Annotated in this window: 16 protein-coding genes, 3 tRNA genes and 1 other annotated feature; of the genes, 14 read left to right on the top strand and 5 right to left on the bottom strand. The window is 41.9% G+C overall.

Annotated elements, in window-relative coordinates:
• Window positions 1-13 precede the first annotated feature (13 nt).
• A complete protein-coding gene (locus DET_RS07510) occupies window positions 14-724 on the top strand; it encodes a TIGR01906 family membrane protein (protein WP_010937145.1) in 711 nt (236 codons plus the stop codon).
• A gap of 87 nt (window positions 725-811) precedes the next feature.
• Here the strand turns inward: DET_RS07510 and DET_RS07520 are convergent, their stop codons facing one another.
• Together DET_RS07520 and DET_RS07525 are read right to left on the bottom strand one after the other, a co-directional pair.
• Entirely contained in the window at window positions 812-1,231 is a 420-nt protein-coding gene (locus DET_RS07520) for a hypothetical protein (RefSeq protein WP_010937146.1), read from the bottom strand.
• Window positions 1,232-1,579: 348 nt separating this feature from the next.
• A complete protein-coding gene (locus tag DET_RS07525) occupies window positions 1,580-1,795 on the bottom strand; it encodes an FmdB family zinc ribbon protein (protein ID WP_010937148.1) in 216 nt (71 codons plus the stop codon).
• A 258-nt stretch (window positions 1,796-2,053) separates the two neighbouring features.
• Here DET_RS07525 and DET_RS07530 point away from each other — a divergent pair.
• From DET_RS07530 to DET_RS07545, 3 genes are all read left to right on the top strand, one after another.
• A tRNA-Leu gene (locus DET_RS07530) sits at window positions 2,054-2,140 on the top strand.
• Between the two features lie 5 nt (window positions 2,141-2,145).
• A tRNA-Arg gene (locus tag DET_RS07540) sits at window positions 2,146-2,223 on the top strand.
• A gap of 10 nt (window positions 2,224-2,233) precedes the next feature.
• Window positions 2,234-2,310, top strand: a tRNA-Val gene (locus DET_RS07545).
• 367 nt (window positions 2,311-2,677) lie between these two features.
• Here DET_RS07545 and DET_RS08735 read toward each other — a convergent pair.
• Entirely contained in the window at window positions 2,678-2,842 is a 165-nt protein-coding gene (locus DET_RS08735; RefSeq protein WP_167518162.1) for a hypothetical protein, read from the bottom strand.
• Window positions 2,843-3,164: 322 nt separating this feature from the next.
• On the opposite strand from DET_RS08735, the gene DET_RS07550 reads away from it, so the two are divergent.
• From DET_RS07550 to DET_RS07560, 3 genes are all read left to right on the top strand, one after another.
• The gene (locus DET_RS07550) at window positions 3,165-3,683 is read left to right on the top strand and encodes a hypothetical protein (RefSeq protein ID WP_041223408.1); all 519 of its coding nucleotides are present in this window, start codon (window positions 3,165-3,167) and stop codon (window positions 3,681-3,683) included.
• Window positions 3,673-9,177: an RHS repeat-associated core domain-containing protein gene (locus DET_RS07555; RefSeq protein ID WP_010937149.1), complete on the top strand. Its 5,505-nt coding sequence runs from the start codon at window positions 3,673-3,675 to the stop codon at window positions 9,175-9,177. The genes DET_RS07550 and DET_RS07555 overlap by 11 nt, the downstream gene beginning before the upstream one ends.
• Window positions 9,178-9,272: 95 nt before the next feature.
• Window positions 9,273-9,788 carry a hypothetical protein gene (locus DET_RS07560; RefSeq protein ID WP_234943812.1) on the top strand — a complete coding sequence of 172 codons (516 nt, stop codon included), beginning with the start codon at window positions 9,273-9,275 and terminating at the stop codon, window positions 9,786-9,788.
• 206 nt (window positions 9,789-9,994) lie between these two features.
• Here the strand turns inward: DET_RS07560 and DET_RS07565 are convergent, their stop codons facing one another.
• Window positions 9,995-11,155 carry a tyrosine-type recombinase/integrase gene (locus DET_RS07565; protein ID WP_010937151.1) on the bottom strand — a complete coding sequence of 387 codons (1,161 nt, stop codon included), beginning with the start codon at window positions 11,153-11,155 and terminating at the stop codon, window positions 9,995-9,997.
• Window positions 11,152-11,988, bottom strand: a complete 837-nt coding sequence (locus DET_RS07570; RefSeq protein ID WP_010937152.1) for a hypothetical protein — start codon at window positions 11,986-11,988, stop codon at window positions 11,152-11,154. The genes DET_RS07565 and DET_RS07570 overlap by 4 nt, the downstream gene beginning before the upstream one ends.
• A 126-nt stretch (window positions 11,989-12,114) precedes the next feature.
• On the opposite strand from DET_RS07570, the gene DET_RS08595 reads away from it, so the two are divergent.
• The 7 genes from DET_RS08595 to trpD all read left to right on the top strand — a co-directional run bounded on the left by DET_RS08595 (window position 12,115) and on the right by trpD (window position 19,105).
• Window positions 12,115-12,285: a helix-turn-helix domain-containing protein gene (locus tag DET_RS08595; protein WP_010937153.1), complete on the top strand. Its 171-nt coding sequence runs from the start codon at window positions 12,115-12,117 to the stop codon at window positions 12,283-12,285.
• 222 nt (window positions 12,286-12,507) lie between these two features.
• A complete protein-coding gene (locus DET_RS07575; RefSeq protein WP_041223410.1) occupies window positions 12,508-13,659 on the top strand; it encodes a hypothetical protein in 1,152 nt (383 codons plus the stop codon).
• Between the two features lie 96 nt (window positions 13,660-13,755).
• Window positions 13,756-14,589 (top strand): hypothetical protein, encoded by an 834-nt coding sequence (locus DET_RS07585; RefSeq protein ID WP_010937155.1) that lies wholly within the window; start codon window positions 13,756-13,758, stop codon window positions 14,587-14,589.
• A 3-nt stretch (window positions 14,590-14,592) separates the two neighbouring features.
• Entirely contained in the window at window positions 14,593-15,075 is a 483-nt protein-coding gene (locus DET_RS07590; protein ID WP_041223411.1) for a hypothetical protein, read from the top strand.
• A 660-nt stretch (window positions 15,076-15,735) separates the two neighbouring features.
• Window positions 15,736-16,003: a binding site (T-box leader), on the top strand.
• A 40-nt stretch (window positions 16,004-16,043) separates the two neighbouring features.
• Window positions 16,044-17,501, top strand: coding sequence for an anthranilate synthase component I (gene trpE, locus DET_RS07600; protein WP_010937158.1), 1,458 nt, complete (start codon window positions 16,044-16,046; stop codon window positions 17,499-17,501).
• The gene (locus tag DET_RS07605) at window positions 17,485-18,075 is read left to right on the top strand and encodes an anthranilate synthase component II (protein WP_010937159.1); all 591 of its coding nucleotides are present in this window, start codon (window positions 17,485-17,487) and stop codon (window positions 18,073-18,075) included. The genes trpE and DET_RS07605 overlap by 17 nt, the downstream gene beginning before the upstream one ends.
• A 4-nt stretch (window positions 18,076-18,079) precedes the next feature.
• Entirely contained in the window at window positions 18,080-19,105 is a 1,026-nt protein-coding gene (gene trpD / locus DET_RS07610; RefSeq protein ID WP_010937160.1) for an anthranilate phosphoribosyltransferase, read from the top strand.
• Window positions 19,106-19,109: the final 4 nt, after the last annotated feature.

The raw sequence follows: 19,109 nt of genomic DNA on the forward strand, positions 1-19,109 counted from the left end.
GTAAAATACAGCCATGAAACCAGAATTGAAAAGATTTTTATATAATGTCTGGAAAACCTTAGCCACACTCCTTATCCCACTGATAATACTCACCCTGACCCTGAGTATACTTATAAACTGCCGATGGCTGTATGAAAAGGGTTTTGAAAAGTACGAAATCAGCCAAAAAACCGGCTTTACCCCTGCCCAACTAGAAACAGCCGCATCTACCCTTATTAGTTACTTTAACAACGGCGAGGAATATATAGACCTACATCTGGAAAAAGACGGGGTAGACGTAACCGTATTCAAAGAACGGGAAATACTTCACTTAAAAGATGTAAAGGGGCTTGTCCGCCTGAATTATCTGGCTCTGGGCATCTGCCTGTTACTTGGCGGAGGATTTTTCCTTTACCTATACTTGAAAAAACAGGCCGGGCGGGTAAAAAAAGCCGGCATAGTGCTTATTCAGGGAGGAGTGTTCAGCCTTTTGTTATTAGGCGGCATCGGGCTTATAGCCATGCTGGATTTCCAGACTTTCTTCACCCGGTTGCACCTGCTTGGTTTCAGCAATGACTTCTGGCTGTTAGACCCCGCCAAAGACTATCTGGTAATGTTTTTCCCCAGAGGGTTCTGGGAAGACAGCGCCCTTATGCTGGGCATTTTAATCGGAGTATTGGCAGTCAGTCTTGTGGCCGGCGGCTGGCTACTAAGAAAACCTTCCAGGAGTGACCTGCCTTTTTAATAGCCAAACGGCGGTAAACCCCGCCGTTTCTTTTCAAGATGCTACATTGCACACCTGTGATAAACAATACAGAACTTCAGTTCTAGCTTACTGTGCCTTACTGACAGTCAGCAAGAGTCGGTACTGGTCTTTGGTAATTTCTGTACCGACTGCAGGGTAGGGAGTAACGTTAAAGCTGAATTTATAAATGCCGAAATCAGCTACCGCATCTCCTCCGGCACCTCTTTTAACCATGTAAAACTTGGTCTTTTCGCCGCCAGAGTTAATCTCCAACTGAACCATCACTTCACCCGCCCAGATACACTGGACACCCTCGGGGCAACGGCTGTCGGATACTACCCCTACGAATTTGATAATCAGATCTTCGCCGGCTATGGCACAACTCTGTCCAGGGGGGAAAGAGATAGACTGGTCAAGCCCTGCCGTAGGAGTGTCAACGGAACAGGCCGAAAGGGGTAAACCTAGCATCAGCAAACCGGCAAATATAGTTAAGACTCTCTTGCGCATATTTTATCCTTTACCTTTCCGGGAAACACACCTGAAGACAGTCTGAAACACTCTGAAAACTCAAAGACATCCGGTGCACCAGCGGCAGAGTAATTTTCAGACATATCTGTTTCCCTCTATCTTATAACGATAAACGGAACTTGCAGATAGCCGCTTATAAAAAGTACCTGCCAACCGCAAACTAAATAAATACCCGCTTAAGCACCGTACAGAGTAAAGGCAATAGAAAATCCGGATCTTTTACTAAAAACAAAAACCGACACAATACATTACTGGCTGGGATAGGCAGATGAATTATGCCGGCATTTGCCGGTCAGCTTTAACGAAACACAGTTTCATCAACCGAATTTAGTGGCAGCCGGAACAGCTTGAACAAGAACCGCTTGAACAGGAACCGCCGCCGCTTCCGCAGGAACCGGTACCTCGGCAGGCAAAACCTGAAACGCCTCTGGCAGAGGGAGTTTTGCATTCAGGGCAAAGAGCTTCCTCATCAGCCTTGCTGGTAGAGCGGATGTCTTCAAATCTGGTTTTGCATTTTGGGCATACATATTCGTAAATTGGCATTTTTATCTCCTACTAAAATTGTATCGTCAAAAGAGCTTAAAGTCAACGCTTACCTGACATAACTATATATCCCAGATGTAGTTGGCCTCAATAACAGTTTAAAAACTAAATATTGTCCAGGACTCTAAAATTTTCAAAATAAATCCTGCCGCTAAAAGCAGATACTCCTGAAGCTGGATTGACACTAGTCTATCCCAATAAGTATAATCTAGCGGCTTAAGTTGTCCAGATAACCCTGATCAACTGGTGACTTGACAGGCCGAAGTGGCGGAACGGCAGACGCGCTACGTTCAGGGCGTAGTACCTGTAATAGGTGTGAGAGTTCAAATCTCTCCTTCGGCACCATACCGGCGCTTGTAGCTCAGTTGGATTAGAGCGCAGCCCTGCGAAGGCTGAGGTCGTGGGTTCGAGTCCCACCAAGCGCGCCATATTTCTTTCGGGCGGTTAGCTCAGCTGGTTAGAGCACCTGCTTTACACGCAGGGGGTCATAGGTTCGAATCCTATACCGCCCACCATTTTTTAAACGTAGAACAGCCCTCATGATGTTATTGTCATGGGGGCTATTTTTATAAATGGCACTAATTTGGCACTAAACTTTTTCGGCTGATGATCTTTCCATTCTCAAAACAACATAATCTAAATGTTAATTGAAGAGTAGTTTCTATGCTGATATCTCATCATAAGCATATTCGAGCATATACCTCTATCACAATATCTTTGCGAATTTGGTAGGGAGTTTGAAAACTAGTCGCTATTTGGGTCTACTTCAATCATGACATGACGCTATCTTATCAATCTAATCAGTCGGAACGCTGTTTTATTCAACAAAAGTATGATCTATGGAAAAAAAGGATTTTGATATTTAGTTTATTTCAAACTATTTTAGGTTTTTTTATTCCCCCCCCAGAAATTTAACAAACCTAGTGCACCTGCGAAACTAAATAGAGCAAGAATTACAAATTCCGAATCAAAGCGAGGGAATATACCTGCGAGTACCATAAAAATAATGCCTAATATTACCCAAAAGCTCCGGCGGATTTTCTTCATCTATTTCTCCTTCAGTCCATCGAGCACTTTATTATTATTTAACTTACTTTAAAACAATAAGATAGACGTATTTACCTTTATGGTCTTTAAATATTTATCGTTTTATTGAACAACATATTTTATCCAATTTACTCTTAGATGCAATATCAGGTTCCTTACCGTATAGCAAATGCTTAGGGTGATCCATGGTATAGATACGTAGATATAGTCATTTATTTCTATTATTTATACATTATTTGTATTATAGTTGACAAATATATCTTTATTGTTATAATTTTGCCTATATTGTTCGGATAATACAAAGAGTCAATCGGAGGCAACTATGTTTGTGCCCAAGTTTCTGAAATCACTCACTCCTCTTATCGGTGTTATCATCTCAATTATTCTTCTTTTTGAAATGGTCCCTCCTATTTCTCTACATGCTGCGGATGACGGGTCTAGTGATGGTAGTGATATCATTCATTACATAGACAATCAGGAGAGAATACCTGTCATACCGGTACCTCCACAACGAACCACAATTAACGCATTAGCTGAATCCTGTTCTATACTGATTTCAGCTAGTGAAAAAATAAGTCTGCAAATTCCGGCTGGTGCTGTATCTGGCCAAGTCCAAATAAACATGGATGAATATATTCCATGGGGATCAACAGGAACTAGATTTGTAAATGTAGTAGACCTTACTGCTAGAATTGAAGCTACAGATACAATTGTTAATAAATTCGATAAACAGCTTCTTATAACGATCAAGCATACCCCAGAAGAATTACATGGTTTAGACTTAGATTCACTTAAGCTATGCTATTTAGATGAAAAAGAATTAATCCTGGGTGCCTGTTGAATCGAGTAAATTTGATAAAAAGACTGGCATATTGACAGCTTATCTTAATCATTTTAGCCACTATGGAGAGCTGGCAAATCCTCTTATATCTGGGCCGGGCATGGTTATGGATTCTCAGGTCGGGCTACAATCTGGTGCATCGATTTACAGCTACTCAATTGACACTCCTGCCGGACCTGGCGGTTTTAAACCCAAGATTGAATTAATCTACAATAGTGGTTCTGTAGATGAGATGAAAAACAAACGGTCGCTTGGCTCTTGGGTGGGTATTGGATGGAGTTTGAGCCTTGGCCGAATAACTCACGAACCAATTGCTGACAAATACTTCCTCGAATTCAACAATGGTTCGTATGAACTCGTAACAGGTGATGGGATAAATTACTATACCAAACCACAAGAATTTCTAAAGATAACCCGCTCTGGGGATATTTGGGAAGTCTATGATAAAAATGGCTACTATTATGAATTTGGTGGTAGCACTGGATCTACCGCGGTACAATACCTGACCAGTGCAGATGGTGGAAGTTATCGCTGGGATTTAAGTATTATAAGGGATACCAATGGAAATGAAGCAACAGTCAGCTATATCCAAGATATAAAAGGCACTTCACCTGATACATGGGTAAGATCAGCTTATCCAGAGTATCTGACTTATGGCGATATTGTAATTCATTTTATATCATCATATGACCAGAATGATGCAACTGATGGCTATATTCGTTTGGATAATCCTAAAAGCTATGGATCCAATCCAGCTCCCAAGGTTATGGAAAATCGTAAGCTGGACGCCATTGAAGTGAGCATAGGCGCTACCCTGATTCGCAAATATAGCTTTGCTTATACCGTTACTGCAGCTTCATATAATTCCAGTCAATATGGTGGCATATATTATTCTGGTACTATCAAGCTTAACTCCATCATCCAAAAAGGTGCTGATGGCGTATCTTCTTTACCAGCAACAACTTTCACTTATACGAATAAACAGGTATATAGGCGTACATATGAAACCACCTATAGTGGCAATCCTGGCAATGCTGCTTCCTTATCATGGCCATTCCTTACACAGGTTAATAGCGGCTATGGTGGGTATGTGGCTTTTACTTATGTCCAAACACCGGCTAACACCACATACGATACATGGACTAGAGAATGCGTTGCAACTAAGACTGTAAACAGCGGTATAGGCGTGAGTCAAGTTACGAACTATGTTTATAGTGGCGGACCCTATTACTCCGGTTATGGCTGGGATGCTCCATTCAGAGGATTTAGTTCAGTCAGAGAGATACCCGAAACTAACAGATTTATTAATCATAATTTTTATACAACTGGTTCGATTCTAGCCGAAAAATTGACCGGACTGGAATTTTCCTACAACTATTGCAAGTATAACGGCGCATTTAATGAAGAATACCCCGAAAGTGTTTCTTCAGACTTTGAATCTGGGGCATTGGATGAAATAGTACTACGAATGGGTGGTGTACTTAGCAATACAATCTCCAGTTTGAATAATCCGAATGCAGTAGCAATTGGGCAAGATGGATATATCTATGTAGCAGATACTAATGCGAACCTAATCCGAAAGTATAATCCTAATGGTATCCTTATGAGCAGCTTCGGCAATTCCTTAAACCAACCTCAAGGCTTAGCTTTTACTTATGATGGATATCTGCTTGTTTCAAATACCAATGCCAATACTATTCAAAAATACACTATAGATGGGACTTTCGTAAGCAATTTAATTACTGGTCTGACTCGTCCCCAAGGTATTACTGTAGCAAAAGGTGGAAACATATATGTTGCAAATACTGGAGCCAATAATGTCAAGATCTATACAGCTACAGGGAGCTTAGTCAATACAATTCTTTATTGGAATATGGGCACACAGTCCCTAAACCAACCCCAGGGTGTAGCTGTAACCAACGATAACATCCTATTTGTAGCTGACACAGGAAATAACCGAATTCATATTTACTCAACTGTTAATAGTCCTACAGTTAGTTTTGCCAGCTTCAATACCTACAAGTTTAATGGTGTGGATACTGCATTTAATGGACCCCAAGGGCTTTTCTATTCGCAAACAGGTTACTTATATGTTGCCGATACAGGAAACAATCTGGTCCATGAATATATTCCGGGGACTGGAATGACAGATATACCAGAATGGGTAAGTAATATTGGAAGCGGGCTTAATCAACCTCAATCGGTAGCAGTAGCTCCTAATGGATATATATATGTTACAGATACTGGTGATAATGAGATTCATAAATACGAATACACTATCCGAACTTGGATTATTCGGCTTGTAAAATACACGATTGGATATAGTGGTACAGGCGGTTCCAATCACTATAATCAGGAACGATATGAATATGATAGCTATGGAAATGTAATCAAAAAATATCTGGATGGTAATCCGAATGCGATAGGTGATGAATCTTATATTGAATATGATTATTATCCAAATAGCACAGACAATATAGTAGGATTAGTAGCCAGAGAGCGGACTTTTGATAAAGATAGCAATCAAATAACTGAAACCCGCTACTATTATGACGGGAACAATACTGACTACACTACCCCACCTACCCAAGGAAACCTTACTCGTAAGGAATCCTTTATAGATGGCTCGAGCTCAATTAGCAATTATTATACCTACGATACCTTTGGTAATGTACTAACAGAGCAGGATCCTAATGGAAATATTACCAGTTGGGAATATGAAACAACATATAATACTTATCCTACAGTTAAGACTTATCCAATAACCGGATTGTCTGAAAGCTACACATTTGATCCAGGTACTGATAATCTTTTAACTAAAACGGATGTTAACGGACAAACAACCACCTGCTATTTTGATACATTTAAGCGCATTACCAAAGTAGTAAAACCCGGTGATACGGAAACTCTTCCCAGTATAGAGTACCAATATAATAACTGGGGTACTATTAACCAGCAACACCTCAAAACTATTACCAGAATAAATTCAACAACCACTATATGGCAAAGCCAATACTTTGACGGTATCGGTCGAGTAGTTCAGGTACAATCTCAGGGCGAAACCGGACGAACTATCATTGAACAAACTACAAAATATGATATCTGGGGCCGAACTTCTCAAGTATATGTTCCTCAGGATTATGCCTCTACCTCAATAAATGGTTATAAAGCACCTGAAACCGCATGGAAATCTGTTTCATATATCTATGATATACTTGGCCGTTTGATAACCCAAATAAATGCTGATGCCACAACAGTTAGTTATGATAGAGCAACAGTCAGTCTGCAGGTACTGGTAACTAATGAACGCGGTTATAAACATCGCTATTACTACGATTCATACTTACGTCTAACAAAAGTTGTGGAATATGATGCTAATAACGCTATTTACGCTACCACTGAATACACATATGATACACTGGGTAATCTTACGCAGGTTAAGGATAATTCCAACAATATAACAAGCATTAGTTATGATTGGTTAAATCGTAAAACGGGTATGATGGATCCTGATATGGGAAGCTGGGTCTATGGCTATGACAATAACGGTAACATCATCAGCCAAACTGATGCCTTGAGCCATACTATTAGCTATGCTTATGATGCTTTGAATCGTCTCACTTCCAAGACATACCCCGCAGGTTTGGGTATGACCGATGTCAGCTATAATTATGATAGCACTGCCAATGGTAACTATGGCTTGGGTTTGCGCACTAGTATGACTGATGCTGTTGGTACAATTGTTTGGACTTATGATTCATGGGGTAGAAACATTGAAGAACTTCGGACAATAGATTCCGTAGATTACGCTACTTCTTATATTTATGATGGTTTAAACCGAATAACAACAATCACATATCCTACAGGAGAAGTTGTTACCAATACCTATAATGGACGAGGTCTACCTTATGCCCTGAGTGGTAGTACTACAGGTAATTTGGTAACTAGTACGCTATACAACCAACTGGCTCAGCCTAAAGAAATTAACTTTGGCAACACCTTACGAACTACTTTTGGTTACTATGGTCTGGGTGGTAGTTATGATACTACCGGTGGTTATTACGGTAACCTGTGGGAGATAAAAACTTTACCTCAGAGTGGTGGTAATGTTTTGCAGGATACTCGCTATACCTGGGATGCAGGTGATAATGTATCCACTAGGCAAGATGTTTTATCAAGTCAGACTGAAACATTTACATATGATTTCCTGGGTCGTTTAACTGCTGTTTCGGGTGCTTATATTGCCTCATACAGTTATAATCAGATAGGTAATATTGTAGCCATGAATGGTTCCTCATACACTTATAGCACTCAGCCTCATGCCGTAACACAAGTAGGCACCACCAATTATCTCTATGATGCTAATGGCAACATGACCAATCGAGGCACTCAAACCTTGACTTGGGATCTTGAAAATAGGCCGGTTAGTATTACCGAAGGTGGCGATATTACTACTTTTATTTACGATGGTGATGGCAATAGGATTAAACAAATAACCTCAATTGAAACTATTTTGTATATAAACAAATTTTATGAAAAAAACCTTGCCACAGATGAGGTAACCACTCGGTATTATTTTGGGGACACAATGATGGCAGAACGACAAGGTACAACTCTCAGGTATGTTCATCAGGATAGTATTAACAGCACCAGTTTGGTCACTAGCAATACTGGTACTGCGCTTGGCTCAACCAAGTATTATCCGTATGGTGTTACCAGAAGCGGTTCTGTTCCTGTTGATGAGCAGTTTACCGGCCAGAAGCTTGATGGTACCGGGCTATATTATTATAATGCTCGCTATTATGATCCAACGCTTGGTAGATTTTTAAGTGCCGATATATACATTCAAGATTTTACGAATCCCCAGTGTTTAAACAGGTATTCTTACTGCCAGAATAATCCTTTAAAATATACTGATCCCAGTGGACATTTTGCTTGGTTTTTACCGATTATCGGAGCAGCTATTGGAGCTGTAGCAGGTGCGGTTAAAACCGTTGTAGATTGTGCAATACACCCGGAGAAAGCGTTTTCAACTAAAGAATTAATAGCCAATGTAGTTGGAGGAGCAGTTGCTGGTGCGCTAGCATTTACAGGGATTGGTATTTTAGCTGATATTACAGCAGAAGTTAGTACCGCATTTGTAGTAGTGGCAAACCTAGCAGTATCAGAAGTATCTAATGTGGTTGACTCGGTAATTGAATCAGCTATGACGGGCGAAGATTATACTATTAATGATTTAACTACAGATGTTATTTCTGGTGCTCTAACAGGGCCTGCAGGAGTAGGTATAGCTCCATCACTTAATAAAATAATAACAAATAAGGAAGTAGTTGCCGGTGTAATAACTTCCGGTTTTCAGATTTTTACCAATACAATAAGGTCTATTTTTGGACTCACTAATAACGTGAATAGTGGAAAAAGTAAAAGGAATAGCGATATAAATTCTGGTCTTGTGTTTTATGGGACTAGCAGGCCTTCGGTGCAGTTATTATAATGCTCATATAGCCTAACAAGTAGCAAAATCCTATACAACAAATGTCGCGCTTTTTATGACGAAATATTACCCAATTGATTTGTGGATAAAGATTTATGAGATCAAAACTTAAAGACTTATTAGATAGCTATCTTGCATATATGGTTGAAGATGACATTAAACTTAAAACCAAAACAATGTATGATTACAAAGAGGAGATAGTTGCTCTTTCTATAATGCCTCTTATTATGTTTGTGGCTTCTATTATTCTGACAATTCGGTTAAGATCATTTTATGAACCTGATTTTTTCCTATGTATATTGGCTATATTGTTATATGTGATTCTGGATTTATTAACATTATTGATTGCTATTAGGTTCTTTGAAAAACGCAAAACTGTAAAAAAGAGCAAAAAAGATATACCTTACGGATATATACCTGGAGGATTCATAGTAGCCTTTTATGTGGCAATATATATTTTTAACGAGATTAATAACCAGAATTATACGCTAATACTTCTACTGTTCTTTACTTCCATGGCAGCACTAAGTAATATCGTATTATTGATCCTCAAATATAGATATTACAGTGCAAGGGTGAAAGCAGGGGAATTGATGATACGCTTAAAGTAAAATAATACGCTAATAGAGATGCATAATAATTATGCTGAAGCCTTGATCCAGTAGGAAGTTGCACAAGAGGTTATCTCATACTAGAGTGCCAAAGTGAACATTGTTATTCGTTATTCATATAAACTCAGCGGGTGTTGCAGTAAAGATTTAGAGTACTATTCTAGTGTATGAGTTTGCCGCCTGTGATAGCTATTATCAATACGGGCTTATTTTTCAACAAGTTCTCTTTTCCCAGCCAAAACAATATCATCAAACTTGCTGGCAGCAGCTTGTTGCAGGCCAGGGGCTACGTGGCTGTAAGTATCCAGGGTAATCTGGATTGAGCCATGGCCCAGCCTCTCTTGAACAATTTTGGGATGGACTCCCTGTTTAAGTAGCAGAGAAGCATGGGTATGCCTGGCATCATGCAGGCGTATGCCGTTCAAACCGCACCGCCTTGCCAGTTTAATCCAGGCATGGGTTACGCTGTTGGGAAGCAGGGGAGACCCGTCATAATGACTGAATACCAAATCACTATCGGTCAAGCCAGGCAGGTTCAGAGTCTTTCTCAACTCGCTTTGATCCTGATAGTGCTCCCTAAGGATAATGACATTACTGGGTGAAAGGGCTATCTGCCTTCGGCTCTTGCTGGTCTTAGGCTCTTTGAAAGTTATCCGTTTTCCCAGATCAGCATCCTGAACATATTGCATACTCCTTAAAACATAGACCTGGCAGAGTATCAGATCAATATCACTCCACCTCAGAGCCAGACATTCAGCTCTTCTCATTCCGGTAAACAGGCTGGTATAAAACAGAGCATAATAGGGTGTCTCCTTAGCCTTTTCCAGCAATACCTGCATATCAGATTCATTCATAACCTGCATTTCATGCCGCTGGATCTTGGGAGCATCAACCGCCTCAGCTATATTCCGACTTAAGAGCCCAGTCTTAACTGCATTCTTGAGGGCTTTATGAAGTACTACATGAATAATCTGGACAGTCCGGTTACTCAGGCCGAAAGACTGCTTATCAGCATACAGATGCTGCAGGTGCTGGGGTTTAAGTTCCACAATGGGTATATTACCCAAGGTGGGGATTATATGCTTGGTGCTGATATAAGAATACAACTCAACAGTCCTGGGTGAGAGATTGGGCTTACAGTAGTCATTAAGCCAGGATTGCATATACTCATACATGGTAGATTTGCCCGGCTTAACAAAAGTTCCGGAGTCAAACTGATGTATAAGCTCGTTCAGTCTCTTCTCGGCCGCCTTCTTGTTGCCTTTGACTGTTTCATAATGGGAAAGATACTTGCCGCTTGCTGAATCCTTGCCCAGAGAGATCTTAACCCGGTAAGAGTTACCTCGTTTGATTATTGCTCCTCTCATCGTTTCAGCCCGCTTATATCATCAATAAATATCGGCTTTATTCCGTCTAAAATTAGGATCGGGCGGCTGAGTGTTAGAATAAAATCTACGGCTGATATCTGATCAGAATCTTTGATTGCCTTATTGCTCTTACAGAGACTAAGAAGTTCTTCTTTTGTACCCAGTTTAATCTCGGTTTTAAACGGATTTATCCCGAAAGCCATATCACCCCTGAATGCAATAGACTCTATGATATTTGCCATTTCCGAGCCAGTTACGTGCTTAAAAACTCTATGACGAGTATCCCACTCAACGTCTTTCTGCATCTCCATAAATAACTTTAGCAGGCTCTTCTGTTTATCCTGGCTAACCAGTAGAGCATCAAAACGGGCGGTATTAAAGGCTGTTTGAGCGAGTTCTGATATCTTCTCATAAAAGGTGTAATGGTGAGAGATATCAGATAGCAAGGCAATATCTTTAACGCTGGTATGCAAGACATCAATCCAGTGTGCCCGTCTTATGGAAATCTTGGTAGTAGGATTCGATGCCTGAACCTGTAGAATGAATGGTATGGCCGGGACTGATACAGGGTATTTATCCACTGTACCCAAATGCCAGCTATCATCCCTGGGGTCATTGGCTTTAGTACGTGCCTCTGAAATCCGCTTTATTAAGGTCTCTTCTGTCGGCGGTATCTCTTTGGGAAACTTATTTTCAATTTCCTCTCTGAGTTCCTGAGCCAGCAGGGTACGATCCTTATCCCGATTCTCCAAAGCTCGGATTACAATCAACTCCCTGATAGCCGGCAGCATAACTTTGGCCCGCGGCTGCCTCTTCATTTCACTGTATGCCATAACTGATTCCCCCTAATCTTTAATCCGGTGTTTTACTATTCTCTTGGTATGCCTTGTGTGCTTAGATACTATTCATTACAATTATACTAAACCAAAAGTATAAGAGAGTCAAGAGAGAACTTGAAGTTGGAAAAAGAAAGAAGGGTATTAACCGTCAAGGAATTAGCAGTTGAGCTGGGCATTTCCTTAAACCTGGCTTACCGTCAGGTAAGGGAAGGCAATATCTACGCTGTAAGGTGTGGAGACAGATATCTGATACCCAAGGCGGCCCTGGATAAGTATCTTTCAGTGAAGTAGATATTGGCAGGCAAGTGGTTGTTCAGCAGTCTTATTGACCGGACTCGCCAGGCTGGAATGCATTCTGTGTTTTGCACTGCAAGATTGCCCGGCCGGAGTGACGGGCAAGATGCAGGGCAGGTGAGCCAGTGAGACGCAGAAGACCAGTTGCCCCAAAATCCCCCCTCACTAACTAACAGGGGGGTTCTGGATAGTAAAGGCTAGTAAGAGAGAATGGATTAAATGAAAGTAGCAGCAAGCGGAATAGACACCCTGGTAATAGGGTTTGAGATACAGGAATACCTTGAAACAGAATGCTTTGAGATGCTCACCGAAGCCAAAGAGAAAGCCGGAGAGAAGATGTTTAACTCCAAGGGATACGGTCTTGAATGGTTTGGAGTTGAATTCAGTATCTCGGCCCGCGGGTCTAAGGGTTATGAATGGGTGCTTCGGAATGCGGATGTAACTGTCTGTATAGCCAGAGAAGCTAAGGGCGGCTCGATAATGCCGGAAGTATATGTAACCTTCAGCAGTCAAAACCTGTGGGCAAACGGCCCGGAAAAGGCTGTCAACGACTTCATCCAGTGGCTCTTAAGATGGGCTGTACCCAAAAACAACCGGGTATCCAGGGCAGACCTGTGTCTTGATATGGAAATGCCCTTTCCTGTCCTGGATATGGAAACAGAAGTAATAACTCATGCCAGGGTAAAGGCAGAATATATGGAATCGGACAAGCTGGAGCATTATCTAAATTGCAGAAAACATACCGGATACAAATTCGGGCAAGGGGACTTATCTGCCCGGATTTATGATAAGACTCTGGAGATTACCCTTAAGCAGAAAGAATGGATGAGGGAGATCTGGAAGGCAAATGATTGGGATACTAAAGCCAGTGTAATAAGGTTTGAATTCCAGTGCCGCCGTCATTTTTTAAAAGAGATGGGAGTAACTACCTTTAATGACTTAATGGATACCCTGGCGGATATATGGCGTTACTGCACATCCAGCTGGTTAAGGATATGTGATAAAGGCTCGGAAACCAATCAATCCCGTTGGGAGAGCAAAGACTACTGGCAGATAATACAGCAGAGCTTTAGCCTCTTCGGTCAGGCTAACGGGGTAATCCGGATGAAAGCCAAGCAGGTGAGGTATGACCACCTTATAAGACAGATACGAGGCTGTATGGTTTCTGCGGTTGCTTCTCTAAGCTCTGGCATGGGTTCAGTTGCCGGAATGGTAAAGCTCAAACAAGACCTGTATGAAATACTTACATCTGAAGAATTCAAGGATGACGTAGCCAAAAGGCAGGGATTAGTTTCCAACATAGACAAGCCTAGTAATCATCTATTAGAAACCGCCCTTAAGATGGGGGCTAAAATTGAAGGAGTGGAGTAAATCCCATTTACTAATCAAATAATACATCATGGATAAATAGGGATATCTATTGTAAATTAAGGAGTATATGATAATATTAGCGTAAACGAGGTTTAAATGAATAAATCTACTTCTGTTTATTTTTGCAAACTTGCTTATATACCTCAGATGACTCTTTTCCAACCATATCCTGTAGAGAATTTTGAAGACGCCATTCGCGATATCATAAGTCCTGATAAAAGCATTAATCGCTATGGGCGGACATGGCGATTTAGTTTACCTCGAAATTTTGATGGATTTCTGGCAGGAAAACTCGGATTTGTTTCAGTTGGGATCGAAAAAAAGACTAATTATGATGAACAGGCAATGGACTTCACGGAAGAAATTGTTAATGCTAGGCAATCTAATTATGTTTATTGGATATTAGATTTGCATACCCACATTTTGACATTCGAAACAAAGACGCCAGACATAAGGTATCAATCTTTTAGAGGAGCATTTGAAGGTTTTTTAGATTATACCAACGGTATGGAGATTGAGGATCTAGTGGAATCTACACAATTTAATGATTGGTCAAAAAGTGTTGATTCTATATTAACATTCACGGCAAACCTACGTGCCCCTAATCCAGATTACTCAAAACATCCCAAATTAGTCGGACAGATATTAGAGAATACAAATGCTGACAAAGCAAAAATAGTATTAAAAAAGGCTAAGGGTTATGGCTCTCTAAAAATAGAAAGTACAATACAAGACTTGGTGAAGTATGGGGAATCTGGATATTCTACAATAAGTGCGTGCGGCGAGAAGGATGGCCGAACAAAAATATTTGATTCAAAGAAGAGAATCCCCGTAGAAAAGATAGGTGAGCCATTGCCAAAAGATGACAATAGTATTTGGAAGATACTAATAAGTGCTTATAATAAATTCATCAATCGGAGCTGTTCATAAAATATGAGTGGATGGGGTAAAGAGATAGTTCGAGATCCAGCTCTCTGGATTACACTCATTATAGCTGGCCTAATTGCTTTTTGGGGAGACAAAGATACTTTAAGCACAGTTAGTATACAAGTTGGTTTAGCGGTTGTTACAGTAAGCGCAACCTTACTTGGTATAGTATTAGCAGCATTAGCTATATTTGTTGTCTTTTTGGATGAGAAGTATATAACACTAGTTGAAAAAGTTTATCCTATAGAGCAAGATACTTGGCCATTCAAATGGGTAACTCTCATTGCTATTATTAATCTAACTTCTGGATTAATCCTAATTTTAGTTGGAGATCCAACCCTTATAATTTTTCGCACTATTATGTTCATAACACTATGGAGTTTCCTATATCTCCTTTGGCAAATATTCGAATTAGTGAAATTTTTAGCAGAACATATAAAAACTCGTTCAAAACATTTAATACTAAACAAAAATAGGCCCAAAAAATGATACTCCACCAAATAGGCAATAAATAAGTGATCGAATGATAAGATTGTGTTTTCACACTTAATTGCTGGCACTAATTTGGCACTAATGCTTTTCAATTTGATCTATGAAAATGGGCTATTAAAGCTAAAATAAGCGTTGCCAGAAGTCAAGAGTTTAGCTTTAAAACCACTAAAAAATAGGGTAGGGATACAATTTACACGCAGGGGGTCATAGGTTCGAATCCTATACCGCCCACCATTTTTTGAACGTGAAAAAGCCCCTTTGACTTAACTGTCACGGGGGCTGTTTTTATAAATGGCACTAAACAACTGTCACCGGCTACTATACATGAATTGTTATCTGCTAAAACTGAGATGAAGTATCGTTATACGTATAACTGGTGTTATAATTTCACCGGTATATCAGGCATTATTCAGATAACAGGAGAGAATTTGATTATGGACACACTGGGTTTTATTTTAGCAATACTGGGCATTATGGTGGCAATTTCCTTACTCTATGTCTTAAATTTATCTGCAAAAGCTTTAACAATTTACATCAACAAAAATAAAAAATAGTAAAAAGTTAAACCCTCCCGCTTAGCCAGTCCCGCAAGAAACTCCGGCAATAACGTAACCAAGATAACATTGACAAAGACATTTTTTATATTGTAATATTGTTTTACAGACTAGGAATGAGATTAGTAGGTCTAAAGCGAAGCTCAGAGAGCCGGGCAAGGTGAGAGCCGGTGCTAGCGCATAGAACTGAATGGACTCAGGAGTCGCAGGCCGAAAAAGGAAACTTGAGTAGGTTTTGACGGAAGGGCACCGTTATCAAAGCCTAGGGTATCGCTCTGAGAAATCCGGGCCGCACCCGAAAAAAGATGCTCCTGTATTTTTTGCAGGGATAATTAGGGTGGCACCGCGAAGGTTAATCCCTCGCCCCTAAAAAGGACGAGGGATTTATTTTTTTGCGAGGTGCCCGTTAAAATGTATTACCCATCTTTAGCCGAAGTAAAAAAACTGGCCGCACAGGGCAACCTGATACCCATCTCCTGTGAGATTATGGCCGACCTTGAAACCCCGGTTTCCGCTTTTCTGAAAATCAAAGACAGCCAAAATGCTTTTCTGCTGGAAAGTGTGGAAGGCGGGGAGCGCGTAGCCCGATATAGTTTCATCGGCACCAACCCCCATAAAGTGCTTACAGCCTATCAGACAGATACCGTTCCCCCTCTAACCCAAGTTGAAAATGAACTAAACAAATACCGGGTAGTACCGGTGGGGGATTTGCCCCGTTTCTGCGGCGGGGCGGTGGGTTTTCTGGGCTACGAGGCAGTTACCCGCTTTGAGGAGTTGCCCTCGCCATCGGCTGACCCCCTAAATCTTCCGGAAGCAGTCTTCATGCTGGTTGATACCATGCTGGTTTTTGACCACATCAGCCATTCCATAAAAGTACTAAGCTATGTCCATACCGAACAGGATATTGAAACGTCATATAATCAGGCTATCCGGAATATAGAAAATCTGGTTAACCGCCTTAGAAAGCCGCTGCCCGAAACCGCCCCAAAATCTACCGCCGCAAGTATCCCCGAAATGAAATCCAATTTCAAACAGGCGGATTTTGAGGGCAAGGTATCCAAAATAAGAGATTACCTTAACTCAGGCGAAGCTATTCAGGTAGTTTTGTCACAGCGTCTGTCCAGACCCACCTCCGCCCATCCCTTTGACATCTACCGTGCCTTGCGTTCGGTAAACCCTTCACCATACATGTACTATCTGGATTTCGGTGATTTCCAGATTGTGGGCGCCTCGCCGGAGGTACTGGTACGGGTGGAAGACGGCGAGGTTATGACCCGCCCTCTGGCAGGCACCAGAAAACGGGGCAAAACCCAGAAAGAAGACACCAGTCTTGAGCAGGAACTCCGCCATGACGAAAAAGAGTGTGCCGAACATATCATGCTGGTGGATTTGGGACGAAACGATATCGGGCGTATAAGCCAGCCGGGCACAGTCCGCATAACCGACGTCATGGATGTGGAACGCTATTCCCACGTAATGCATCTGGTTTCCCACGTACAGGGCAAATTAAAACCAAACATTACTCCGTTTGAGGCTTTGCAATCCTGCTTCCCGGCAGGCACAGTCTCAGGCGCACCTAAAATACGAGCTATGGAAATAATAGCTGAAATGGAAACCGAAAAGAGAGGCATTTATGCCGGGGCAGTCGGATATTTTTCTTATTCGGGCAATATGGACATGGCTATAGCCATACGCACCATGGTTGTCAAGGGAGGCATTGCCCATATCCAGGCAGGCTGCGGCATAGTAAGTGACAGCGTACCCGAACATGAGTATCAGGAAACATTAAACAAAGCTCAGGCTTTGCTGAAAGCTCTGGACAGGGCAGAAAATCAGGCATCGGAGAAACCGCATGTTATTACTAATTGATAATTACGACAGTTTTACCTATAACCTTTTTCAGTATTTTTCCGAACTGGGGCAGGAGGTTAAGGTAGTCCGCAATAACAAGATTACCCTTGATGCCATAGAAGCCCTAGGTCCTGAATATATCGTGATTTCACCCGGACCATCTTCACCCCTTCAGGCAGGGATGTCCAATGACATTATCCGCCATTTCGGCCCCAGACTGCCGATCCTCGGTATATGTCTGGGTCACCAGTGCATCGGGCATACCTACGGGGGGATTGTCAGACAGGCAGACCGGATAATGCACGGCAAACAGTCTCTGATACAGCATAACAACCGGGGTATTTTTAAAGGTCTGCCCAAAGGGTTTCCCGCCATACGTTACCATTCCCTTATAGTTGATAAACCGACCCTACCGGAGTGTCTTGAAATAACCGCCTGGACAGATGACGGCACCATTATGGGGCTTAGGCACAAAGAGTACCCGGTTGAAGGCATACAGTTCCATCCCGAATCATTCAAAACCGAATGCGGCAAGGAGATTTTGGGCAATTTTCTGAAATACTATGCACCTGTATCAGGTAAAAGAGAGTAAATAAATGATTAAAGAAGCCATCGGGTCTTTAGTTCTGGGTAAATCTCTGACTCTTGAACAGTCTGCCTCAGTCATGGACGAAATCATGGAGGGAAAAACTACTCCTGCCCAGATTGGGGCATTCCTGACTGCTCTCAGGGTCAAGGGTGAAACCGCCGAAGAGATAGCCGGTCTGGCAAATGTCATGCGGGCAAAGTCTACCCGTATATCCACCAGCACTCCGGTACTGGACATAGTGGGCATTGGCGGGGACGGGATAAACACGTTTAATATTTCTACCACCGCCGCCTTTGTTATATCAGGAGCCGGCATAAAAGTGGCCAAGCACGGCAACCGGGCGGCAAGCAGTATGTGCGGCAGTGCCGATGTGCTGGAAGCACTGGGCATAAAAATAGATCTAAATGCCGAACAGGTAAAAATATGTATAGAGCAAATAGGTATCGGGTTCATGTTTGCCCCGGTTTTTCATCCCGCCATGAAATTTGTAGCCCCTTCCCGCCGTGAAATAGGCATCCGCACCGTGTTCAATATTTTAGGTCCGCTGACCAACCCGGCCAGTGCCCAGTACCAGCTTATCGGCGTACCTGAAATAGGGCTGGGTGACAAGATTATTTCAGCCCTCTGCCACATGGATATCAAGCATGCTCTGGTGGTACACGGTCTGGACGGCATGGACGAAATGTCTATCAGCGGAGACTCTGTTATCTGGGAACTGAAAGACAAAGAGATAATCAAATTTCGCCATACGGTTTCACCCCGAGAAATGGGCTTAGAACAGGTTTCCCTTCAGGCTGTCAAAGGGGGTGCGGCAGAGGAAAACGCACTTACCCTGCGGGCCATACTCTCAGGTGCAAAAGGGCCCAAACGGGATGTAGTTCTGCTGAATGCGGCCGCCGCCCTGATGGTGGCAGACAAGATTGACACCATTGCCGAAGGTATCTCTCTGGCCGCAGAAATAATTGACAACGGGCTGGCACTTAATAAGCTAGAATCTTTGATTAAACTCAGCCAGTCTTTGGCAAGCGGGTAAAACC

Source organism: Dehalococcoides mccartyi 195 (assembly GCF_000011905.1).
Classification (GTDB): domain Bacteria; phylum Chloroflexota; class Dehalococcoidia; order Dehalococcoidales; family Dehalococcoidaceae; genus Dehalococcoides; species Dehalococcoides mccartyi.